Genomic DNA, 23,746 nt, shown 5'->3' on the forward strand with positions numbered 1-23,746 from the left:
TAAAAACAATCTCTAATTTTAAAACAACCAAAATGAAACAAACCTTTTTAGGTTTTATCTTTTTCGTTTGCAGTTGCATAAGCTTGAATGCACAAAACAAAATTGATAAAATTAACATGACTTACGGTGAAGAATTGCCGGAAGACAAGCAAAAAATCGTAAAGATTATCGGGGAAAGCGGTAATAAAATTTACGCCCTCGGATTCAAAGAAAAGGATGATTATTTTCTAAAAATATTTGAATCAAAAACCATGAAAATCATTTCTTCCAATCCTATTGTCATCCCTCAAATCAGTGATAAAGAGGTTGACTTTGAAGATGTTTTTTTATTAAACGGGAAGCTTTTTGCCATAGGAAGTGTTTACAATAAAAAGGATAAAATTTTCAATCTAATCGGAGCCGAAATTTCAGAAAAAGGCGTTTTGAGCAAAACAACAGTGACTTTATTCAATTCGGAAGTCGCTAAAAAGTCAGAGCGAGGCGGATTTTACTTCAAACAATCTCCCGATGAAGGCGCTTTGTTAATCATGCACACATCTCGTTTTCCTAAAGAAGATGCGATTAAATACGAAGTTAAATTGTTTGACGATAAATTGGCTACACTTTTCTCCAGCGAAGAAAAAGTGAAATTTGACGACAGCAAAAAAGATTACGAGTTTACCATTTCTGATTTTGAATTGAATTTTCAAGATGATGTGTTCTTAGTAATCAATGAAAGCTACCGCGATTCTAAAAAGAAAGAGCAAGTCGAAAAATTCCAAATTCACGCTTTCAAAAAAGCCAACAACTACGTGAAAGAAGTAGTGGATATCAATATCAAAGGCAAAGAAATCATCAACTGTAAGATGATGTCAACCAACAAAAACACATTGCAGTTGGTTGGATTTTACTCCAGTGTTCGTGAAAACGGAAAAGCCAACAAGGAATTAAAAGGCGTTTACAATGCTACCATTAATTTGGCTACGAATGTAAATGACAACTTAAAGTTCAATGAGTTTGACTACGCAACGAAAGTTAAATTATTGGGTGAAAGAAGAGCCAAAAAAGGGAAAGACTTAAAACCTTTATACAGTATCACAACACTAATCGAGAAAAACGACGGCGGTATCATCGTTTTGTCTGAATTGCAATTTGTGTATGTCGGACAAAGTTCCGGAATCGGACCATTGGCTTTTACTCCGGTGACTTATACTAAAAACGAGATTATCGTTACTTGTCTCAAACCGGATGGTTCATTAGATTGGAGTAATGTATTGCCCAAAGAACAATCGGCTACAGTGACAACTATGTCGTTTGCCTTTGGAGCTGTTGGAGGTAATGGAAACTTTGCAGTAGGGATTGCGATGGCTATTCCTTTGGCGCAAATGGGGAAAGGTCCTGAATATTTAGGAGCCATTCCGATTTATAAAGACGGTGTTTTGAATTTGCTTTTCAATGATAACGTTAAAAATAAAGGCGTTACTGATATTGAAGAAATCAAGTCTTTGGGGAACTACAACAACGCAGTTCCGGCACTTTTTATCTTTGATGGGAAAGGTCAAATCACCAGAAAAGATCCCGAAGAAGTAATCAAGAATGAATTGGTGCTTCGTCCGGGGATTTATTACCGCAAAAACCAAAATGAGTTTATCGTTTATTCCTCAAGAAGGAAACTGGATAAACTGGGACGTATGATTTTGGAAGACTAAAAACCTTAAGGCTGTGATTTTTCACAGCCTTTTTATTTGAAACAAACTTTAAACCCATTACAGTTTCATTTTTTTTACCTTTGCTGAATCCTAAATTCAAAAAATGACCGGACTCGTTTATAAATCTACCGGAAGTTGGTACACCGTCAAAGCCGAAGATAATACATTCTATGAATGTCGTATTAAAGGAAAATTTCGCATGAAAGGCATCAAGAGCACCAATCCGATAGCGGTTGGCGATGTGGTCGATTTTGAATTGGATGACACTTCCGATGACATTACAGGAACCATCAATACGATTCACGACCGTAAGAATTATATTGTCCGAAAATCGGTGAATTTGTCTAAGCAAACTCATATTATTGCCTCAAACATTGACATCGTTTTTCTTTTGATTACGATTAACAATCCGCCAACGACTACCAGTTTTATTGATAGGTTTTTGGTTACTGCCGAAGCCTATGGCATTGAAGCGGTTTTGGTATTCAATAAGATTGACACTTTTGACGAAGCCATGCGCGATGAACAATTGTATCTGCAATACATTTACTCCGAAATAGGGTACAAATGTTTGAGAGTATCTGCCGTTGAGAAAAAAGGAATAGCCGAATTGAAAGCCATGATGACCGGAAAAGTAAGTATGTTTTCGGGACATTCCGGAGTAGGAAAATCTACTTTGGTGAATGCTTTGGAACCTAGTTTGAATTTGAAAACCAAACACATATCGGAACAAAGCAAGCAAGGACAGCATACCACGACGTTTGCCGAAATGTATGATTTATCTTTTGACGCCAAAATCATAGATACACCGGGAATCAAAGGTTTCGGGATAGTAGATATGGAGCCTTCGGAAATCAGCGATTATTTCCCTGAATTTTTTAAGTTGAAAGAACAATGCAAGTTCAACAATTGTTTGCACAAAGAAGAACCGCATTGTGCCGTAAAGAAAGCTTTGGATGAAGACAAAATCGCCTGGTCGCGTTACAACAGTTACCTCAAAATTCTCGAAGGTGACGACGAGCATTACCGTTCCGATATTTACAACGATGACCGAATTGCCAGTGACGAAACCCGGAAATCATAATCCACCATGAAAGCAGTCATCCAAAGAGTTTCCCAAGCTTCAGTAACGATTGAAGGTCAAAAAGTAGCCGATATTCAACAAGGATTATTGGTCTTGGTAGGATTTGAAGACCAGGACAATCAAGAAGATATCAATTGGTTAACCGCGAAAATAGCCAATCTCCGAATTTTCGCCGATGAAAACCAAGTGATGAATCTATCTTTAAAAGAGACTAACGGTGAGATGATTATTGTAAGTCAGTTTACCCTTCATGCCTTAACCAAAAAAGGCAATCGCCCTTCCTACATCAAGGCTTCCAAGCCAGATATTGCGATACCATTGTACGAAAGTTTTGTAGCCCAAATGGAAACCGAATTAGGTAAAAAAGTCCAAACCGGACAATTTGGTGCCGACATGAAAGTGGCCTTGTTAAACGATGGTCCGGTAACCTTAATTATCGATACAAAAAATAAAGAATAACATGAAGCAGAAGCTAATCACTTTTTTGATAGGGTTTTTAATTTACGGAACTCTTTTCGGTATAATGATGTTTTATACAGAAACTAATAGGGATGTAAACAAGGCTTTGATTTCGGGTGTTTTTTTTGGAGTTTTCATGGCTCTTTTTGAAGTTTTTATCAGTCCCGGAATCAAAAAATATTTTTCTAAGAAAACAGAAAAATAAGGAATAAGATTATAAATAAAATCATAATTTTTTTATATTTGGTAAAATTTAGTACAAATGAAACTAAGAGTTTTACCATTTTTCCTGCTTTTTCTTTCTTTTACCGTACAGGCCCAAAAGATAGAATATGCCACTATGCTCATTCCTGACAGCTTAAAGCAAAATGCCAATGCTGTCCTCCGATTGAATGAGGTTAACATTTCTATTCCTTCTCAAAAAGAAATGGTAATAAAATCTAAAATAGTCACTACAGTCTTAAATGAGTTGGGTTTGAGGAGTTTGGATTTATCTGAGAACTATGATAAAAATAGGCGAATCAACAAAATTGAAGCGACAGTTTATGATCCATTTGGCAAAGAAATAAAAACTTACCGAAGAAAAGATTTTAAAGACATCAGTGTTGCAGATGGAGTTTCGATTTTTAATGATAATAGGGCTTTATATCTTGATTTTACTCCTACAAACTATCCGTTTACAGTAGTGTTAGAGTCAGAAGTGGCAACTTCGAATACGGCTTTTATACGTCCGTGGAGCCCGATGAATGGCTATTTGGAGAGTGTAGAAAAAACTACCGTATCCATTGTTTACAAGCCCGAATTGGGACTTAAAACCAAAGAGATTAATTTCAAAAGTCATCTCGGAATTGAAAAAAAGGAAACAGCCTCATCAATAACCTATTCTGCTAAGAATTTAGTAGCTAAAAAGAGAGAAGAACTCGCTCCGGGTTTTACGGAAATATTTCCGCTGGTTTATTTTTCCCTGGAAAAATTTTCCTTAGAAAATGTAGAAGGCATAGCCACCAATTGGGAGGAGTTTGGTAAATGGTATTATAATTCCTTATTAGCCGATACAGAAGAAATTCCGGAAGAGACAAAAATTAAAGTAAAACAATTGGTAGGCGCTGAAAAAAATGCGGTTGAGATTGCCAAAATTATTTATAAATATGTACAAGAAAGAACACGTTATGTCAGTGTTCAAGTTGGCATTGGTGGTTGGCGGCCTATGTTGGCTAAAGAAGTTGATAAATTAGGATATGGTGATTGCAAGGCACTGACAAATTATACCCGATCATTACTAAAAACGGTAGGTGTTGATTCTTACTACACGGTTGTGTACGCAGGCGATGATGAGACTAAAGATTTACAACAAGATTTTGCTTCAATACAAGGGAATCATGTTATTCTGACATTGCCTACGGATAAAGGATTGGTTTGGTTGGAATGTACGAGTCAAATTCAGCCTTTTGGTTTTCAAGGGGATTTCACTGATGATAGGAATATATTGCTAATCAAACCCGAAGGCGGTGAAATTGTAAAAACCAAAACATACACCGAGGCAGAAAGTTTGCGAACGATAAAAGGCGCGTATTCTGTGAATGAGGAAGGTAAATTGACCGGAAAAATCAAAATGATTTCTCATGGTATACAATACGATAACACTTTTGGTAAAGAGCGAATGAGCAAAGAAGATCAGACCAATAGGTATAAGGAAGAGTTTGCCAATATCAACAACTTGTCTATCAAAAAAATGCAACTGACTAACGATAAAAATAAGATTGAGTTTACCGAAGAATTAGAAGTGGAAGCCGAAAGTTATGCCCAAAACTCTGCAGGTAAATTAATGTTTGCGCTCAATGCCTTTGATCAAAACAGTTATGTGCCTAAGAAATATAAAACCAGAGAGTTTCCTTTTGAAGTCATTAGAGGCTATACCGATGAAGATGAAATCGAGATCAGCATTCCGGAAGGCTATGTGTTTGAAGCAAAGCCCAATAATGCGGAGCTCAAAACAGAATTTGGGGAATACAAAATGGAGTTCATCTCAGTAAATCCCAAAACAATAATCTGTAAACGAAAATTGATAATCAAAAAAGGGTTCTACGAAAGTGCTAAATACGAAAGTTACAGAAAGTTCAGAGAAACCATAGCCAAATTAGATAATTCAAAAACTGTCATTTCAAAATCCTAACCACCATGAAAAAAATCATTATCCTCATTTTATTGACTTCTTTCACCTCTTTTGCCCAAAAACGAGAATTGGGCAAAGTTACCATAGAAGAATTAAGCGAAAAAGTTTGTCCCTCAGATTCCTCAGCAGCAGCAGCTGTGTTGTTTGATATAGGAGAAGTAAGGTTCGAGTATTTAGAAGGAAGAGGTTTTATTATGAAAACCAGGGTCAGAACCAAAATTAAAATATACAAGAAAGAAGGGTACGATTGGGCCAACAAGTCTGTTCGCTATTATATTGGCGGGAATACTAAAGAGCGTTTGAATTTCAGAGACGCCGTAACATACAATTTAGTAGCGGGAAAAATTGAAAAAACAAAGCTAAAAAGCGATGGTGAGTTTGATGAAAAAATCAACAAGTTTTGGGGCAGAAAAAAAATTGCCATGCCCAATGTAAAAGAAGGGTCAATAGTGGAGTTTGAATATACCTTAGAGTCAGAAAGTATTGGCGTGCTCGAGGATTGGACATTTCAAAGCAGCATACCAATCGTATACAGTCAATTTAAAACGGTTATCCCGGAATATTATGTTTACAAACCTTTGATGCGAGGATTTTTAGTGCCAAAATACGAAACGGATAAAACCACTAAAATAGTAAACACCACAAGCAAAGAAAGATCAGAAGGAAAAATTACAACTACCGGTTTTTCCAATGAGCAGTTTAGCTATTCAGAAACGACTTCTATTTACACTTTAGAAAACGTTCCTGCTTTAAAAGATGAATCGTTTGTCAACAATATCAAAAATTACACTTGTAGCATCGAACACGAATTAAACTCGATTCAATATCCTAATGAACCGATGAAGAATTTGTCTTCAGATTGGGAAAATGTGGTGAAGGCAATTTATGAAAATGACAGCTTTGGCCCCGAATTAAACAAAACAGGTTATTATGATCAAGACTTAAACACAATTTTGGTCGGAACAACATCACCTGAAGAAAAAATTGCCACCATTTTTAATTTTGTCAAATCCAGAATGAATTGGAACGAGTTTTACGGCTACGGCTGTGATGTTGGGGTTAGAAAAGCTTATCTGGACAAAGTGGGCAATGTAGCGGAAATCAATTTAATGTTGACCTCAATGTTTCGTTTTGCCGGTTTTGAAGCCAATCCGGTTGTGTTGAGTACTCGTGGCAACGGGATTTCACTTTTTCCGTCCAGAACCGCATTTGATTATGTTATTTCCGGAGTGGAACTCAACGGGAAAGTGTTTTTGTTTGATGCGACTAACAAGTATGCTTTGCCGAATATTTTACCAATACGTGATTTAAATTGGTTTGGTCGTTTAATTCGCAAAGACGGGACTTCAACGCAAATAGATTTGATGCCAAGGTTCAATTCAAAAGAGGTCGTTAATATTATGGGTCAAATCAATGCAGAAGGACAAGTTACCGGTAAAGTCAGAAGTCAATATTTTGATTATAATGCCTTTTCTTATAGAGACCGAAATAGCGGAATTAACAATGAAAGTATAATTGAACGAATAGAGAAGAGAAACCAAGGCCTCGAAGTATCCGATTACGAAATGCAAAACAGAACAGATTTGTCTAAACCGGTTGTAGAAAATTATGCTTTTTCTACCGATAAACATGTCGAAATTATAGGAGACAAAATGTACATTTCGCCTTTTTTGTTTTTTACTTTGAACGAAAATCCATTCAAACAAGAAACGAGAGAGTATCCGGTTGATTTTGTATTTCCTAACCAAGACAAATACTTAATCAGTTTAACTGTGCCCGATGGCTATGTAGTTGAAACACTGCCGCAGCCCAAAGCAGTCGGGTTGCCGGATGATTTGGCCAATTTTAAATACAATATTTCAAATAATGGATCGCAATTGCAAATAATTTATTCTCTGGATATCAATAGTGCTATCATCAACCCGGATTATTACGATGCGCTAAAAAGTTTCTTCAAAGAATTGGTCAACAAACAAACAGAGAAAGTAGTTCTTAAAAAAGCTTAATAAGATGGGCAGAATTTTTGGTTTGTTTTTAGTTTTACTAAGTTATAATGCAATAGCCCAAAAAACTGTTTTTGGTAAAGTAAAGAAAGAAGAATTAGCGGAAAAAGTATACGCCAAAGATACTTCAGCTTCAGCAGTTGTGATTTTTAAAAAAGCCAAAACTACTTTCACCTATTATGAAGAAAACGGATTTGTTTCTGCCACCGATTTTGAAATAAAAATAAAAATTTACAAAAAAGAAGGCTTTCTTTGGGGCAATTTTGACATTCCTTATTATGTTGGCTACGAAAATCTCAATGATGAATATGTTGATATCATCAGCGCTTACACCTATAATTTAGAAGGGAATGAAGTCATCAAAGAAAAAGTAGTCAATCAAAGTAAATTCAAAAAAGTAATCAACGAGTTTTGGGCCAAAAGAACCATTACTTTTCCCAATGTAAAAGAAGGTTCCATTATCGAACTAAAATACCGCTTGAAATCTGAAAACATTTCTATTTTGCCGGATTTTCAATTCCAGTACAACATTCCTGTAGATTATGCCGAATATGTATCTGAAATCCCTGAGTTTTACCTTTACAAAGGAATGGTAAGAGGATATGTCAAGCCCGAAATGACTTATGATATTGAGCCTACTTCTCAGTCATTTAATAGTAAGGTCGATAAAACAAGCGTGGGTAAAGTGATGAGGTTTAATCAAATCGTTACCAAATACACTGCTAAAGACATTCCTGCCTTAAAAGATGAAGAATATGTAAATTCAATCCAAAATTACTATGGCAAAATCGAACATGAGTTGGAAGTGATAAGGTATCCAGACCAAGAGCCCAAACAAATATCAACTACGTGGGAAAACGTGGCCCAATCAATTTACCAAGACGAACGATTCGGAAAAGAGTTAAAAGAGACGTCCTATTTTATGGATGATTTGAAACTTTTACTCAAAAAAGATTTCTCTACCAGAGATAAAATAAATGCGGTTTTCTCCTTTGTTAAAAGTAAAATGAATTGGGATGAAAGATACGGCTACTATACCAAAAAAGGAGTAGCAAAAGCCTATCAGGAAAAAGTTGGAAATGTTGCTGAAATAAACTTTATCCTATTGTCAATGTTGAAAATGGCGGGTATCGAAGCGTATCCGGTTTTAATCAGTACCAGAGAAAATGGATTGGCGCTTTTCCCCAACAAATCTATCTTTAATAGCGTAATTGTCAACGCTTTTGACGGCCAAGAGAGTTTGCTATTGGATGCCACTGATAAAAATTCAGAGGTTAACATATTACCCATTCGAGACCTCAATTGGAAAGGAAGAGTAATCAAAGAAGACGGTTCTTCCTCAGAGATTGATTTAATGCCGAAATTGAATTCTAAAGAATTAATCAATATCATTGCTCAAATTAATCCGGATGGACAAGTAGAAGGAAAAATCAGGCAGCAATATTTTGATTACAATGCCTACCTTTACAGAGACAAATATAATGGCTTGGTAAAAGAAAGTCTGGTTGATAGGTTAGAAAAAAAATACAGTGAAATCGAAGTGGCCGATTATGAAGTTCAAAATAATTTTGAATTGTCCAAACCCATAATTGAAAACTATACTTTTACCTCAAATAACAGCGTTGAAGTAATAGGAGATAAAATGTATGCTTCGCCTTTTTTGTTTTTTGCCCTTGACAAAAATCCTTTTAAACAAGAGGTCAGAGAATATCCGGTTGATTTTGTATTTCCACATCAAGACAAATACATCATCTCTTTGACCATTCCTGAAGGATACAGTTTGGAAACGTTGCCTAATCCAAAATCGGTTAGCATGCCTGATGGATTAGCCAATTTTAAATACAATATCTCAAGCAACGAAAAGGCAATACAATTGACATGTACAATTGATATCAACAGTGCTGTTATTGGTTCGGAATACTATGAAGCATTAAAAGGCTTTTTCAAAGAATTAGTTAACAAACAAACCGAAAAAATTGTTTTAAAGAAAGGATAAAATGGATATCAAAAACGCCCAACAAGAAGTAGACCACTGGATTAAAAATCACGGCGTTCGCTATTTTAATGAATTGACGAACATGGCCCAACTCACCGAAGAAGTGGGTGAAGTAGCCCGAATCATAGCCCGACGATACGGAGAACAATCCGAAAAAGAAAGCGATAAAAACAAAGACCTGGGCGAAGAATTAGCCGATGTGGTTTTTGTAGTCTTGTGCCTCGCTAACCAAACCGGAGTTGACCTGCAAGCGGCTTTTGATAAAAAAATGGATTTGAAAACCAAACGCGACCACGACCGCCATCACAATAATGAGAAACTGAAATAGTATTAAGATTGTAGTATTAAGTATCAAGACTGAACAGATTAAAATTTTCTGTTTGTATCTTTGTGCTTCTTCGTGTAACTCTGTGAAATAATTCAAATGAATTTACATCTAAAATCTTCAATCGTTAATCCTCAATCTTCAATCTCAATCACAGGTTCGAAATCGGAAACCAATCGCCTGTTATTACTCCAAGCTTTGTATCCGAATCTTACTTTGGAAAACACTTCCAATTCCGATGATTCCGAGGTTATGATTAATGCACTAAAACACAAACAAGATTGTTCTATAGATAATTGTCAAGCTGAGCTTGTCGATGTGCACCATGCCGGAACTGCCATGCGTTTTTTAACCGCGTATTTTGCCACTAAAGAAAATCGCGAAGTCGTGCTAACCGGTTCCACCCGAATGAAAGAACGTCCGATTAAAATTTTAGTCGAAGCCTTACAGCAACTTGGCGCCGAAATCACTTACGAGGAAAACCAAGGTTTTCCACCCATCAAAATCAAAGGAAAAATACTAACACAGTCTAAAGTTTCGCTTCCGGCTGATGTCAGTAGCCAATACATTTCAGCATTGTTACTCATCGCACCTAAACTGGAAAACGGAATCGAACTCACCTTAGAAGGCGAAATAACTTCCGTTCCTTATATCAAAATGACCTTAGCTTTGCTAAACGAAATTGGAGTCAAAACTTCATTTGTTGAAAATATAATCATTGTCAAAAACTTATCCCTTATCCCTTATCCCTTATCCCTAAGGGTTGAATCTGATTGGTCCTCGGCATCCTATTATTATTCCATTGCGGCTTTATCCGAAATAGGAACTGAAATCACCTTGTCGAGCTACAAACCAAACAGCCTTCAAGGCGACAGCACTTTGGCAAAAATCTACAACACTTTCGGAGTAGAAACAACTTTTGTAAAGAAGAGGATTGTATTGCGAAAAACGGATAACCAACAACCAACAACCAACAACTTAGATCTAAACAATGCTCCCGACATTGCCCAAACCATCGCCGTAACTTGCTTCGGATTAGGCGTCGGCTGCCATTTGACCGGCTTGCATACGCTAAAAATAAAAGAAACCGACCGACTCGAAGCTTTAAAAAACGAGCTGACCAAACTCGGCGCGACCATTGCAGTCAACCATGACAGTCTCACGTTACAACCATCATCAACCATCAAGGAAAACGTAGCTGTCAAAACCTATCAAGACCATAGAATGGCCATGGCTTTCGCACCATTGGCACTAAAAGTCCCGATAATTATCGAAGAAGCCGAAGTCGTTTCCAAATCCTATCCGACCTTTTGGGACGATTTAAAAAATATCGGATTTCAGATAGAAAGTATCTGAAAAGCGGAGTATCTGAATAACAAAGTTTGACAAATTGTGTGTTGAAAATCACTCAGCAACTCAGCAACTTAGGCACTCAGCAACTTAATAAAAAAATAAACCCCAAAACACTTGACAACGCCTATCTCACAATAGTATATTTGCAGGCAGTTAAAATTATGGTAACTCATAACTTATAACTTATAACTTATAACGCTATTTAGATGAAATTATCTCACTTTCAATTCAATTTACCCACCGAATTACTAGCTGAATTTCCTGTAGAAAACCGCGACGAATCAAGATTGATGGTCGTTAACCGAAAAACCAAAACCATTGAACACAAATTATTCAAAGACGTAATCGATTATTTCGATGACGGCGATGTAATGATTTTGAACAATACCAAAGTTTTTCCGGCACGCATGTACGGTAACAAAGAAAAAACCGGAGCGCGTATCGAAGTTTTCTTATTAAGAGAATTGAATGCCGAACAACGCCTTTGGGACGTATTGGTAGATCCGGCTCGTAAAATCAGAATCGGGAACAAATTGTATTTCGGAGAAGACGATTCATTAGTAGCAGAAGTTATTGATAATACCACCTCTCGCGGAAGAACCTTGCGTTTCCTTTACGACGGTTCCTATACCGAATTCAGAAGAAAATTAACCGAACTGGGCGAAACCCCAATTCCAAAATACATCAACCGCGAAGTAACCGAAGAAGATGCAGAGCGCTACCAAACGATTTATGCCAAAGAAGAAGGCGCAGTAGCCGCACCAACCGCCGGTTTGCACTTCTCAAAACACTTGTTGAAAAGACTGGAAATCAAAGGCGTTGACTTTGCAGAAATTACGCTACACGTAGGTTTAGGTACTTTCAATCCGGTTGAAGTGGAAGATTTGTCCAAACACAAAATGGACTCTGAAGAACTAATCATCACCCAAGAAGCTTGCGATATCGTTAATAAAGCCAAAGAGAAAAAACGCAAAATATGTTGCGTCGGAACTACTTCAATGCGCGCCATCGAAAGTTCGGTTTCTTCTGCAAGAACCTTGAATCCGTATACGGGCTGGACCAACAAATTCATTTTTCCGCCTTACGATTTTAGCATTGCCGATTGTATGATTACCAATTTCCATACGCCAAAATCAACATTACTAATGATGATTTCAGCGTTTTGTGGACACGATTTAATGAAAAAAGCTTACGAAGAAGCCATCAAAGAAAAATACCGTTTCTATTCTTACGGCGACGCGATGTTAATCATCTAAAACTATAATCCTAACAGTAATGTTGGGATTTTTTTTGGGAGCTGTTTGCTTCGCCAGTTCGCTTTTTAGGAGCTCGTGTCCCGCTTTCCGTTGCAATCTTTTTAAATTTCCATCCGGAAAATCTAAAAAGGATTTCCACTACAATCGGGGCTAGGGTCATTTGCACATTAAAACTTTTCCCTTTTCCCTTTTTTCTTTCCCCTTTTTTTTACTTTTACGGCAAACTAAACAACACCATGACTTTTCAAAATACCCGCGAATTTGCACAACAACTCGATTCGCAAGACGAATTAAAACACTACCGCGACGAATTTATTTTCCCACAGCACAATGGCAAAAATGTGGTTTACTTCACCGGAAATTCCCTGGGATTACAACCCAAACGCACCAAAAAATATGTAGAAGACGTAATGAATGATTGGGGCAATTTAGCTGTAGAAGGTCATTTCTACGCCGAAAAACCTTGGTGGGATTACCACGAAAGATTCGCTGACCCATTGAGTCAAATCGTTGGCGCCAAACCTTCGGAAATCACGGTGATGAATACCTTGACCGTAAACCTGCACTTGTTAATGGTGTCGTTTTACAACCCAACTGCCAAGAGATATAAAATCATTTGCGAAGAAAAAGCCTTTCCTTCCGACCAATATATGTTCCAAAGCCAAGTCAATTTTCACGGCTATACAACCGAAGAGGCAATAGTAGAAATCAAACGCAGAGAAGGCGAACACAACATTCGCTTAGAAGATATTTTAACAAAGATAAATGAAGTAGGCGATGAGCTGGCTTTAGTATTAATTGGTGGCGTCAATTATTATACAGGACAAGTTTTCGATATGAAAGCCATTACGGAAGCCGCACACAAAGTAGGCGCCATTGTCGGATTCGATTTGGCACACGCCGCAGGGAACATCGAATTAAAATTACACGAATGGAACGTAGATTTCGCTGCTTGGTGTAGCTACAAGTACATGAATTCCGGACCCGGAAATGCTTCAGGTTGTTTTGTACACGAAAAACACCACCATGCTGATTTACCCCGTTTTGCGGGTTGGTGGGGACATAACAAAGAACGCCGTTTTAAAATGGAACCACAGTTTGAACCGGTACATGGTGCCGACGGTTGGCAAGTGAGTAATCTGCCGATTTTGTCATTGGCACCCTATTTGGCTTCCGCCGAAATGTTTGCCGAAGTAGGCATGCCAAAACTCATCCAAAAGCGAAATCAATTAACCGCTTACCTTGAATTCATCCTTCACGAAATTGATTCCGAATTAGAAGGAGCCGAATTTGAAATCATTACACCATCAAATCAAGAAGAAAGAGCCTGTCAGCTTTCGGTTTTTCTACATGGTCAAGGCCGTAGCCTGTTCGATTATTTGATGAAAAACGGTGTCATTACCGATTGGCGCGAACCGAATGTTATCCGATTAGCACCGGCGCCATTCTATTGTTCTTATGAAGACATGTATGATTTCGGCCAAACTTTAAAAAGAGGAATAATAGCATTAAAATAGAATTTAGAAAAGATAATAGCACAATGACCAAAGAACAAATTATACAGAGTTTTGATCCAAGCCAACCCGGTTTAGCCGATGCTACGGTTTTCGGATTGCCTTTCTCTGCAGAACAATCAGAAATTATTATTATTCCCGTGCCATGGGAAGTAACCGTAAGTTATGGAGCCGGCGCTTCGGAAGGTCCGGATGCCGTACTTGAAGCTTCCTTTCAAGTGGATTTAAATCACCAAGATTTCCCTGAATTATGGAAGTTGGGAATTTATTTGGATGAAGCACCGGCCCATTGGAAGAAAAATTCAGAGAAATATAAAGAATTAGCACAACCCATTATCGAATTGTTGGAAAGTGGTGAAGCAGTTGAAAATTATCCCGCTTTACAAGCAGACTTAGACAAAATCAATAAAGTGTGTCGCGATTTGCACACTGAAGTAAAAGAAAAAGTGTTGTTTTGGATGCAACAAGGCAAAAAAGTAGCGCTTTTAGGCGGCGATCACTCTACGCCATTAGGGTATTACGAAGCGTTAGCCAGTATTCATGACAATTTCGGAATCCTACATTTGGACGCCCACATGGATTTGAGAATCGCTTATGAAGGGTTTACGTTTTCACATGCCTCAATTATGTATAATGCGTTGCAAATTCCACAGATTTCCAAATTAGTGCAAGTGGGAATTCGCGATTTCTGTGAGCAGGAAGTGGAAGTGGTACAAAAATCAAACGGTAGGGTATTAGTCAACACCGATGCCGATTTAAAAGCCGAAACCTTTGAAGGCAAAACTTGGGCAGAGCAATGCGAGGCGATTATTGCAACTTTACCACAAAAAGTGTGTATCAGTTTTGATATTGACGGCATGTATCCTTGGTATTGTCCAAATACGGGAACACCGGTTCCGGGCGGATTTTCGTTTGAACAAGCAACTTATTTGTTCAATAAATTAGCCGAAAGTGGAAAAGAAATCATAGGCTTCGATTTAGTGGAAGTCGCACCGGGAGAAACAGACGATTGGGATGGTAATGTAGGCGCCCGAATGTTATTCCATATGTGTGGTGTTTTGGCTAAAAATAGCGGATTAAACGTTGGACAAAAAATCAATTTTCAAAGAAAATAATCTTGTTTTAGCTTAGGCTTGAATCCTCAGGGTTTTCTCTGTCATTTCTTTTTCTAATGTTATAGATAAACATGGTCAATTCTTTGGTAAAAGAATCCAAAGAATTGGCAGATTGTTTGAGGTAACCCATCACTTTTTCAACTTCTTCTTGAGTTAACGATTCTTCCATAAGATTGGTTATTCCAATGATTTGGGTAACAGGATGGCGGACTTTGTGAGAGGTAATGAACATCATCTCCTCAAGATCGTTAATGTATTGCTCTTTTTCGCGCTCGGCTTTTTTGAGTTCAGTAATATCGTAACCGGTTAGTATGTATTTGTTGTTTTCTAATGGATGTAATATGCGAAGCATGTAGCGAACGTTGTTGTCCTCTGTGGCCAACTCATCAATCCACTCTGCGGTTTCATTGAGTTTTACTTTCTCGAAGGATTCATGTCTTCGGGTGGCTACAGAAAGGTCGAGGCCTTTTAATTTACAATAATCAAAATCGGTTTTCCCCACAATCCAGTCTCTGATTTCTTCACTTTCAATTCCGGTTGGATTAACATATAAATACTTTTCATCATGGTCATACACCGCAATTTCTGTTGGAATTTTGTTTAATATTTCGTCAGTAAATTTCTTTTGGCTTTGTAATTCTTCGGTTCGTTCCTCAACTCTTTTTTCAAGACTTTGATTAAGAAGTTGTATCTCTTTCTCAGATTTCTTTCTTTGCGTAATATCTATAAAGGATCCAATGTAACACATTACCCCGTCAATTTCGATACTTTCAATTGAATAAAGTACATTGATTGATTTACCATCCGCTGTTTTAAGTTCTGATTCTATCTCTTTTTTGTCCTTGCCATTGTGCAATATTTGTTGGGTTACTTTTTCAAATTCTTCCAACGACAATGTATCGAAAGAGTTACTCTTTTTGTTTAAAAGTAGTTTTTTATCAATTCCCACCATTTTACTAAAGGCATCATTTACATAATTAATTTTTCCTCCTATGATTTGGGTAATGATAATGGCTACAGGGTTGGATTCAAGAATTTGGTAAAACTTGCGGTAAGCGGCATTGATTTCTTCTTCGGCTTTTAGACGTTCAGTAATATCACGGCCGAGCGCATAAAAAATATCTTTAACAGGGATTACATTCCACTCTATCGATTTGTACTCTCCCGATTTGCAGCGGTATCGATTCACAAAATGTACCGTTGCTTTTCCCGACTCTAACTTTTTCACTTCTTCTAAAGTAGATTCAATATCATCAACATGTATTATTTCCAAATAGCCTTTGGTTAAGAATTCTTCGTCACTATACCCTAAGATTTCAGAAAAGGCAGGATTAATACTGATAAACTTTCCGCCTTGTGCTTTGCCTATCATGTCTATAGACAAGTTGTAAAACAAGTCCCTTTCTTCTTCGGCTTTCTTTTTTTCTGTAATGTTTCTGAAAATTAAAACCGAGCCTATAATGTTGCCTTCTCGATCGTGAATTGGGGCACCACTATCGTCAATGTAAATATCACTTCCGTTTTTACTTTTGAGTATGGTGTCTTGGGCCAGTAATACCGTTCGGTTTTCTTTTAATGCTACTATGGCCGGATTGACAACTTTACGACCTGTTTTTTTATCGAAAATGTTAAAAACAGATTCCAGCGGTTGGCCGAGCAATTCATCGATGGTCCAACCTCCAATTTCTGCGGCAGCTTTGTTGAGCATCGTGATTTTACCATTAGTGTCAGTCGTTATAACACCATCTCCTATGCTTATTAAGGTTTGGGTGTACCATTCGTTTTGAACAAAAAGCAGTTCCTCATTTTCTTTTCTTTTTTTAATTTCTTTAAACAAGGAATAAAATATAATCAAGAAAAGGGACAGTGTGATAAAAGTGCCTAAAAAGAGAACAGCTCTGGAAGTATTGATTGACTTTTTCATTTTCATCTCTCTCTCGGAAAGCAAGATTTCTTCTTCAGCATCAATTTCTTTAAAAATAAGCTCAATTTCATCCATAAGTCTTTTTCCTTCGCCTAATTTTATGATTTTTACAGCGCTTTCGTGACCTTCTTTTTGTCTAATGTCAACTACTTTATGGACATAATTAAATTTGTCTTCAATCAAATTTTTTAAAATAGATACTCTTGTTTTTTGTTTTGGATTGTCTTTGACCCAATTTTTTAATTCAGCATATTGAATTCTATAAAGCTCCGTTGAAAAATTCAATTGGTTAAGGAACTTATCATTGCCCGAGATGACATAACCTCTCTGAGCTGTTTCAGCATCCTTAATAGTAGATAGTAATTCTTTACTTTGATTCAATACATTATAAGTGTGTATCACCCATTTTTCATTGTTATAACTTTTTTGATAAGTCACATAAGAAAGTGTACTCAATAAAATGAGAATGGTCAAGGCAAGGAAGAATCCAAGTTTTGCTAGTTTGTTTTCGTATTTTTGTGGCATACTTTTATGACTGAATTAAAAATAAAAATCAAAAGAGCATATTTTTTCATACTTTTCACAAGCACGATTTTTAAAGTTTCCAATAAAAAAGAGATTGTTTTGCAGTAAATGTTTTACAATATACAAAAAAATAATTTACAGAGTCGTTGTTTTTGAGCAATTTGTTTCAATTTTTTTTACCCAAATCCTAGAGGAAATCTTCAAAGGCAGTAATTTCAAGGCTTATTTTTCTTTACAAATCTCAATTTTAACAAAAGAGTTTTCCCTTTTATCAGTACCAAATTTACTGAGGAAGTTTTTGCGAAACCCAAAATAAGTATATTTGTTTTTCAATCAATATTCCATGAAAATCTTAAAGAAAATAAGCCTCCTTTTTTTATTGCTCCTTGTTTTAGTAGTCATTATCGGTGCCGGATATTTGCAATATACCAAACCTGATTACGAAGGTGAAATGGCTCTCAACAATCTCAGCAAAGAGACAACGGTATACTTTGACGATTATGGTGTGCCACACATTTATGCCAACAATCAAAAAGACGCCATGACCACTTTGGGTTATGTACATGCACAAGACCGACTTTGGCAAATGGAACTCATGCGACGCATCGCTCCGGGAAGACTCTCGGAGATTTTTGGTGGCGCGGCTTTAAAAACAGACAAATTTTTTGCCGGAATTGGCATCGATGAGAATTCGGCGAAAGCAGTAGCGCAATTAAATACGAACTCACAAACCTACCTTTTGGCGCAAGCCTATCTCGACGGAATCAATCAATATATCGCAGAAGGCAAAACACCTATTGAAATCAGATTACTCGGAATTGAACAAGAAAAATTCACTTTAAAAGATGTTTACAATATCTTCGGATTTATGTCTTTCAGCTTTGCGATGGCCCAAAAAACCGACCCATTGTTGACCGATATTCGCGACCGATTTGGCATGGAATATTTAAAAGATTTTGGAATCCAAGGCGAATTGGGAACCCAACAATTACAATCTTTTAAAGGGAAATACAAGGAATACAGCGAAATCTCAAAATCAGTAGCGAGTTTGCTTGAAGAGTCTCCGGTTCCTGCTTTTATAGGCAGTAACAGTTGGGTAATTGGTGGCGAAAAAACCAAAAACGGCAAAGTGATTTTAGCCAATGACCCGCACATTATGTATTCCCAACCCGGAACCTGGTACGAAGCCCATATCGTTTGTCCCGATTATGAAATCTATGGGTATTACATCGCCGGAACGCCGTTTCCGCTTTTGGGTCACAATCGGGAGTATGCTTATGGTTTAACCATGTTTGAGAACGATGATGTGGATTTCTTTCAGGAAGATGAAAATCCAAATAATCCTAAGCAATACAAAACGCCTGATGGTTTTAAAAATTACACATACCAACAAAAAACCATCAAGGTCAAAGACAGTGCAAATTTCAAGTTGAATGTCAAAACCAGTCATCACGGTCCGATAATTACCGGTTTATTAGACGGTTTGGAAACCAAGAAGTCTGTAGCGATGCATTGGATTTATACCCAACAAAAAAACCAAATCCTAGATGCCGTTTACGAGTTGTCTCATGCCAAAAGCTTGGAAAGTTTTCATCAAAGTATCGAATTGATTCATGCGCCGGGCTTAAACATCATGTATGGTGATGCCAAAGGCAATATCGCTTGGATTACTTCGGGGAAATTGTATAAAGTCGACAAAAGTGTCAATACCAATTTCATTCTCAATGGCGCCAATGGTATCGATGACAAGAAAGAGTTTATGGCTTTTGCCAAAAATCCACAGGCAATCAATCCACCGTGGCATTATGTTTACAGTTCTAATAACCAACCAACACCAATCGACGGCTATTTGTATCCCGGCTATTATTTGCCCAAAGACAGAGCTATGCGAATCGACGGTTTGTTGAGCCCCAAAAACAATTGGACGAAAGAAGACGTTTCTAAAATGATAGTCGATAATACTTCAGCAACGGCACAAACCATCGTTGGTACTATGACGAAGGCTTTAAATGTCGCTAATTTCAGTGCCAATGAAAAGCAAGCCTTAAGTATTTTAAAAAACTGGAAAGCGACGCATGAGTTGCATGACATCGCGCCAACGCTTTACAACAAATGGTTTTATTTTTACCTGAAAGCGACTTTAGAAGATGAATTCGGGGAAGAAAATTTCAAACTTTTGTTGAGCACACACATTGTCAAGCAAATGATTGAAGCCCAAACCCAAAATGCCAATTCGCCTTGGTGGGACAATATCAAAACGAAAGACAAAAAAGAAACCCAATCGGAAATCCTGACCCAATCCTTTAAAGAAGCCATTGTGTCTTTAGAAAATCAATTGGGCAACGATGTCTCGCAATGGCAATGGAGCAAAGTGCATCAAGTAACCTTCCAACATCCGATTGGAAAAGTGAAATTGTTTAGCAAGTTTTTTAATGTTGGGTCATTTCCAATTTCTGGAACCAATGAAGTTATCAATAACCAATTGTTTATTTACACAGATGAAGCTGTAATTCCGGTTAAAGGCGGACCATCAACAAGACGTATTATTGATTTTTCAGATATTGAAAACAGTTTAAGCGTTTTGCCAACAGGACAATCAGGAAATCCGATGAGCAAGCATTACAGTGACCAATCGGAACTGTTTGTCAACGGTAAATTCAGAAAAATGAAACTGAATAAAAAAGAAATCGAAGCCAGTTCGACCAAACTGATTTTCAAACCAAAATCTTAATACAAATCGGGATTTTGAATGATGTATGCCGCTTTTTCTTTGATTCGATAAAGCTCTTCGGCCGGAATTTTGTTCAATAAGTTCAGCATCATCGCCATGCGTTGGTTGTTCTTGAAGTACTGCTTTTTATCGTCTAAAAAATTCCAATACAAACTGTTGAACGGACACGCATTGTCGCCTAGTTTGTCTTTAACGTTGTAATGACACGACTCACAATAGTTACTCATTTTGTTGATATAACTACCCGAAGAAACATAAGGTTTGGTTGCCAAAATTCCGCCATCGGCATACTGACTCATGCCACGAGTGTTGGGCAATTCTACCCATTCAATCGCGTCGATATATACGCCGAGATACCAAGCGTCAACGGCGTCGGGATGGCGTTGGGACAGCAAAGAAAAATTGCCAATAATCATCAACCGCTGAATGTGATGGGCATAAGCATCGTCCAAACTTTGATTGATGGCCTGACTCATGCAATGCATTTTGGTTTGACCGGTCCAATAAAAATCGGGTAAGGGTTCGTGGTTTTCCAATACATTCATTTGTGCATACTGCGGCATTTCTTTCCAATAAATCCCTCTCACATATTCACGCCAACCGATAATTTGCCGCACAAAACCCTCAACTTGTGCCAAAGTTATGATTTCTTGATTTTGATGATAATGTGCTACAACGGTATCAATCACTTCTTTGGGTGAGAGCATTTTACTATTCATGGCAAAGGACAAACGCGAATGAAACAATTGCTTTTCTTGAGTGTACATCGCATCTTCATACGTCCCGAAATACGGCAGTAAGTTGTTACAGAAATAATCGAGTAATTCCAAACATTCATCACGTGAAATAGGCCAACCAAAATTATCAGGATCAATGTTGCCAAAAGCGCTAACGCCGGCTTGTTGGATTTCGTCTACTATCGTTGAAACCTTTTTCGGAAACTGCTTGGCCTTGGGCACCGGAACTTCACCTTTGTATTTCTTGCGATTGTCGTGGTCAAAATTCCACTGATTGCCCAAAGGTTGTTCGCCTACCATCATCACTTGGTGTTTCTTGCGCATCATGCGGTAGAAACTTTCCATAAACAATTGTTTTTTGCTTTGGAAGAAAGAAGCTAATTCTTCTCTATTGGTGTAAAAATGTTCGGTATCAAAGGCTCGGCTAGTAATGTTTAATTGGCTGCAAATGGTTTTCAATTGCTCGTCTAAACGATATTCATCCGGCAATTGGTATTCGAAATGAGTAATGGAATGTAATGCGATTTCTTTCTGAATCAATAGTTCAAAATCTTGTAAATTGTCTTCATTCGAAATTTTGTAATACCGAACTTGATGCCCTTGCGCTTGCAATGTTTTGGCAAAATGGCGCATCGCCAAAAAGAAAGCCGTGACTTTTTGAATGTGATGTTTCACATAATCGGTTTCCTGACGCACTTCCGCCATCAAATAGATTACAGAATCGTCTTTGGTTTGAAACCAAGAATGATGGCTGTTTAATTGGTCACCAAGAATTAGTCGGAGTGTTTTCATTTACAATAAAGTGGTTTGAAGCCAAAGTTTTTGAAACGCACCATTGGCATCATACATTTCAGCTTGGCGTTTGATGTTGAATTTTCGGTCACGCGGATCATTGCCCACGCCCGAATTGTAAATCCAGTTCCCATAATTAGAATGCACGTCGTAATCAATGAGCATGCTTTCAAAATAAGCCGCTGCAATGCGCCAATCCTGTTCCCATTCTTTCGCCCAATAACTCGCCACGTTTTGGCGACCGCGATTGCTCATCCAACCGGTTTGTTGGAGTTCAATCATGTTGGCATTGACAAATGGTTCTTTGGTTTGTCCGTTCGTCCATTGCTGAAAAGCTTTAGGGTTGAATTTCCATTCGTAGGTTTTGTTCAAAATGCCCTTGAGTTGGAAAATTTTGTTACCGTGTTTGAGCGAAATGTATTTGAAATAATCACGCCAAATCAATTCAAAAATTAACCAATAGGTATCTTCATTGGCACCAATCTCTTTTTCATAACTTTTCACTTCCCAATAAATAGTTCGTGCCGAAATACTGCCGTTGGCCAACCAAGCCGAGAGTTTGGAACTGTAATCTTTCCCGATTAAGCCATTTCGAGTTTTCTTGTAAACAGATAGTTTTTGGGTTTCCCAAAAGTATTCCGCTATGCGCAACAAAGCTTGGTTTTCGCCACCGTGAAATGGGAAAGCAGTTTTAGAAGAGATTTCAAAATCTTCAAAACCTAAATCTTGTAAGGTTGGAATAGCAGTGTTATTCGCTATTCTATTACTTTCCGGCATTACTTTGATTGTTGCACGACTTCTGACCGAAACGGTTTTCTCACATTGTTTTCTAAATTCGGTGAAGACTTCCGGAATTTTTTTGAAATCGGCGTACGGGATATCTTCGGGATGGAATAAAAATTGGTCGTAGCTTTCTTGCCAAGCGATATTTTTCAACTCGTTCTTCAAGGTTTCGGTAACAGCCGTTTCTTCTGCCGTCCATTCTTTTTGAAGGTAAATGTTGTCGATGTTGTATAGGTTCACCCAATCGGGAATCACTTCTTCGGGCGTGTTGTGAACGACCAGAAGGCTAATGTTGATTTTCGACAAATTACCGCGGAGTTCTTGAATAGTCTCCATCAAAAACTTAGCCCTAAAGTGCGCTGTTTTTTTAAAACCATAAGTGGTCTCGGCAAACTGTCTTGGATCAAAACAGTAGGCGGCAATAACTTGATTATTTTCTTTGATGGCTTGAGACAAGGAGTGATTGTCATTCACGCGCAGGTCGTTTCTAAACCAAACTAATCCTGTTTTTTGTTTCTTCTGCATTTTTCGCTACAATAGATTACTTCGTTCCAATTCTTTTCCCATTTTTTGCGCCAAGCAAAGGGCAAGCCACAGGTTTTGCATATTTTCTCGGGTAAGTTTACTTTTTTATGCGCCATTTTTGAGGATAGATTTGGTTTTTAAATGCGGACGAGCATAATCAAATCGGTCTACAATTTTAGGCAAGCAATATCCGTCTAAACCATTTACGGTGACTACATTGGCTTTGTCCAATTGCAACCAATAATCCTCGTGCAAGATTTCTTCTTTGAAATAAATTTCTTCAATAGCAGCAATAATGTGGATGGTGTTGTTTTCTTTGATTTCGTATTCGTTGAGGTATTTGCAGAGCAATTTTACCGGACTTTCCTCAACAAACGGGATGTCGATTTCGGAAAGGTATTCTTCTGTCAAATTCACCATATCAAATTCGGATTCTTCGACATTATAACTGGCGGAAGTTTGATGGGCTTGGGCAATAATATTTTGGGCGATATGATTCACGGTAAAATAGCCTTTTGCTTTTAGGTTGTCATAAGTGTTCCGTGCTACAACATTTGGTCGAAGAATAAAACCCAACATAGCGGGATAACTACCCAAATGGGTCACGCTAGAAAATACCGCAAGATTGGTGTTTCCCTGAGCTGATTTGGTGCCAATTAAATTCGCCGACTTGTAACCCGTGCAACTGTTAATGAGGTTCAACCGATGGATTTTGGATAAATGCGCTAATTCTTTTTGGGTTATTTTTTTCATGTCGGATTTT

The 23,746-nt window shown here is 37.7% G+C and carries 18 protein-coding genes; 13 read left to right on the forward strand and 5 right to left on the reverse strand.

The window, feature by feature from the left end; all coding sequences use genetic code 11:
• The first annotated feature begins 32 nt into the window (after positions 1–32).
• The 12 genes from HA632_RS10505 to HA632_RS10560 all read left to right on the forward strand — a co-directional run bounded on the left by HA632_RS10505 (position 33) and on the right by HA632_RS10560 (position 14,966).
• Positions 33–1,688, forward strand: a complete 1,656-nt coding sequence (locus HA632_RS10505; RefSeq protein ID WP_176307119.1) for a hypothetical protein — start codon at positions 33–35, stop codon at positions 1,686–1,688.
• 103 nt (positions 1,689–1,791) lie between these two features.
• Positions 1,792–2,772 (forward strand): ribosome small subunit-dependent GTPase A, encoded by a 981-nt coding sequence (rsgA, locus tag HA632_RS10510; protein WP_176307120.1) that lies wholly within the window; start codon positions 1,792–1,794, stop codon positions 2,770–2,772.
• A 6-nt stretch (positions 2,773–2,778) separates the two neighbouring features.
• Entirely contained in the window at positions 2,779–3,231 is a 453-nt protein-coding gene (gene dtd / locus HA632_RS10515; protein WP_176307121.1) for a D-aminoacyl-tRNA deacylase, read from the forward strand.
• 1 nt (position 3,232) lies between these two features.
• The gene (locus HA632_RS10520; protein WP_176307122.1) at positions 3,233–3,436 is read left to right on the forward strand and encodes a hypothetical protein; all 204 of its coding nucleotides are present in this window, start codon (positions 3,233–3,235) and stop codon (positions 3,434–3,436) included.
• Positions 3,437–3,493: 57 nt separating this feature from the next.
• Positions 3,494–5,404, forward strand: a complete 1,911-nt coding sequence (locus HA632_RS10525) for a DUF3857 domain-containing protein (RefSeq protein WP_228778777.1) — start codon at positions 3,494–3,496, stop codon at positions 5,402–5,404.
• Positions 5,405–5,409: 5 nt separating this feature from the next.
• On the forward strand, positions 5,410–7,410 hold the full coding sequence (locus HA632_RS10530) for a DUF3857 domain-containing protein (RefSeq protein ID WP_176307123.1): 2,001 nt from the start codon (positions 5,410–5,412) through the stop codon (positions 7,408–7,410).
• Between the two features lie 4 nt (positions 7,411–7,414).
• A complete protein-coding gene (locus HA632_RS10535) occupies positions 7,415–9,403 on the forward strand; it encodes a DUF3857 domain-containing protein (RefSeq protein WP_176307124.1) in 1,989 nt (662 codons plus the stop codon).
• Position 9,404: 1 nt separating this feature from the next.
• Complete coding sequence (locus HA632_RS10540) at positions 9,405–9,731, forward strand: nucleotide pyrophosphohydrolase (RefSeq protein ID WP_176307125.1); 327 nt, start codon at positions 9,405–9,407, stop codon at positions 9,729–9,731.
• Positions 9,732–9,827: 96 nt separating this feature from the next.
• A complete protein-coding gene (gene aroA, locus HA632_RS10545; protein ID WP_176307126.1) occupies positions 9,828–11,084 on the forward strand; it encodes a 3-phosphoshikimate 1-carboxyvinyltransferase in 1,257 nt (418 codons plus the stop codon).
• A 203-nt stretch (positions 11,085–11,287) separates the two neighbouring features.
• Positions 11,288–12,337 carry a tRNA preQ1(34) S-adenosylmethionine ribosyltransferase-isomerase QueA gene (gene queA / locus HA632_RS10550; RefSeq protein WP_176307127.1) on the forward strand — a complete coding sequence of 350 codons (1,050 nt, stop codon included), beginning with the start codon at positions 11,288–11,290 and terminating at the stop codon, positions 12,335–12,337.
• 236 nt (positions 12,338–12,573) lie between these two features.
• The gene (gene kynU / locus HA632_RS10555) at positions 12,574–13,854 is read left to right on the forward strand and encodes a kynureninase (RefSeq protein WP_176307128.1); all 1,281 of its coding nucleotides are present in this window, start codon (positions 12,574–12,576) and stop codon (positions 13,852–13,854) included.
• 23 nt (positions 13,855–13,877) lie between these two features.
• Positions 13,878–14,966, forward strand: a complete 1,089-nt coding sequence (locus HA632_RS10560; protein ID WP_176307129.1) for an agmatinase family protein — start codon at positions 13,878–13,880, stop codon at positions 14,964–14,966.
• A 7-nt stretch (positions 14,967–14,973) separates the two neighbouring features.
• Here HA632_RS10560 and HA632_RS10565 read toward each other — a convergent pair whose 3' ends face one another.
• Positions 14,974–17,415, reverse strand: coding sequence for a PAS domain S-box protein (locus HA632_RS10565; RefSeq protein WP_176307130.1), 2,442 nt, complete (start codon positions 17,413–17,415; stop codon positions 14,974–14,976).
• A 343-nt stretch (positions 17,416–17,758) separates the two neighbouring features.
• On the opposite strand from HA632_RS10565, the gene HA632_RS10570 reads away from it, so the two are divergent.
• The gene (locus HA632_RS10570; RefSeq protein ID WP_176307131.1) at positions 17,759–20,146 is read left to right on the forward strand and encodes a penicillin acylase family protein; all 2,388 of its coding nucleotides are present in this window, start codon (positions 17,759–17,761) and stop codon (positions 20,144–20,146) included.
• Here the strand turns inward: HA632_RS10570 and HA632_RS10575 are convergent.
• Genes HA632_RS10575 through HA632_RS10590 form a run of 4 tightly spaced genes read right to left on the reverse strand, consistent with a single transcriptional unit; the run spans position 20,143 to position 23,736 of the window.
• Positions 20,143–21,675, reverse strand: coding sequence for a cryptochrome/photolyase family protein (locus HA632_RS10575; RefSeq protein WP_176307132.1), 1,533 nt, complete (start codon positions 21,673–21,675; stop codon positions 20,143–20,145). The genes HA632_RS10570 and HA632_RS10575 overlap by 4 nt on opposite strands.
• Complete coding sequence (locus HA632_RS10580; RefSeq protein WP_176307133.1) at positions 21,676–22,983, reverse strand: DASH family cryptochrome; 1,308 nt, start codon at positions 22,981–22,983, stop codon at positions 21,676–21,678.
• A complete protein-coding gene (locus HA632_RS10585) occupies positions 22,956–23,099 on the reverse strand; it encodes a DUF2256 domain-containing protein (protein WP_171220831.1) in 144 nt (47 codons plus the stop codon). The genes HA632_RS10580 and HA632_RS10585 overlap by 28 nt, the downstream gene beginning before the upstream one ends.
• Positions 23,089–23,736 carry a flavin reductase family protein gene (locus HA632_RS10590; protein WP_176307134.1) on the reverse strand — a complete coding sequence of 216 codons (648 nt, stop codon included), beginning with the start codon at positions 23,734–23,736 and terminating at the stop codon, positions 23,089–23,091. The genes HA632_RS10585 and HA632_RS10590 overlap by 11 nt, the downstream gene beginning before the upstream one ends.
• Positions 23,737–23,746 lie beyond the last annotated feature (10 nt).

The organism is Flavobacterium sp. J49 (genome assembly GCF_011742145.1).
Lineage (GTDB): Bacteria > Bacteroidota > Bacteroidia > Flavobacteriales > Flavobacteriaceae > Flavobacterium.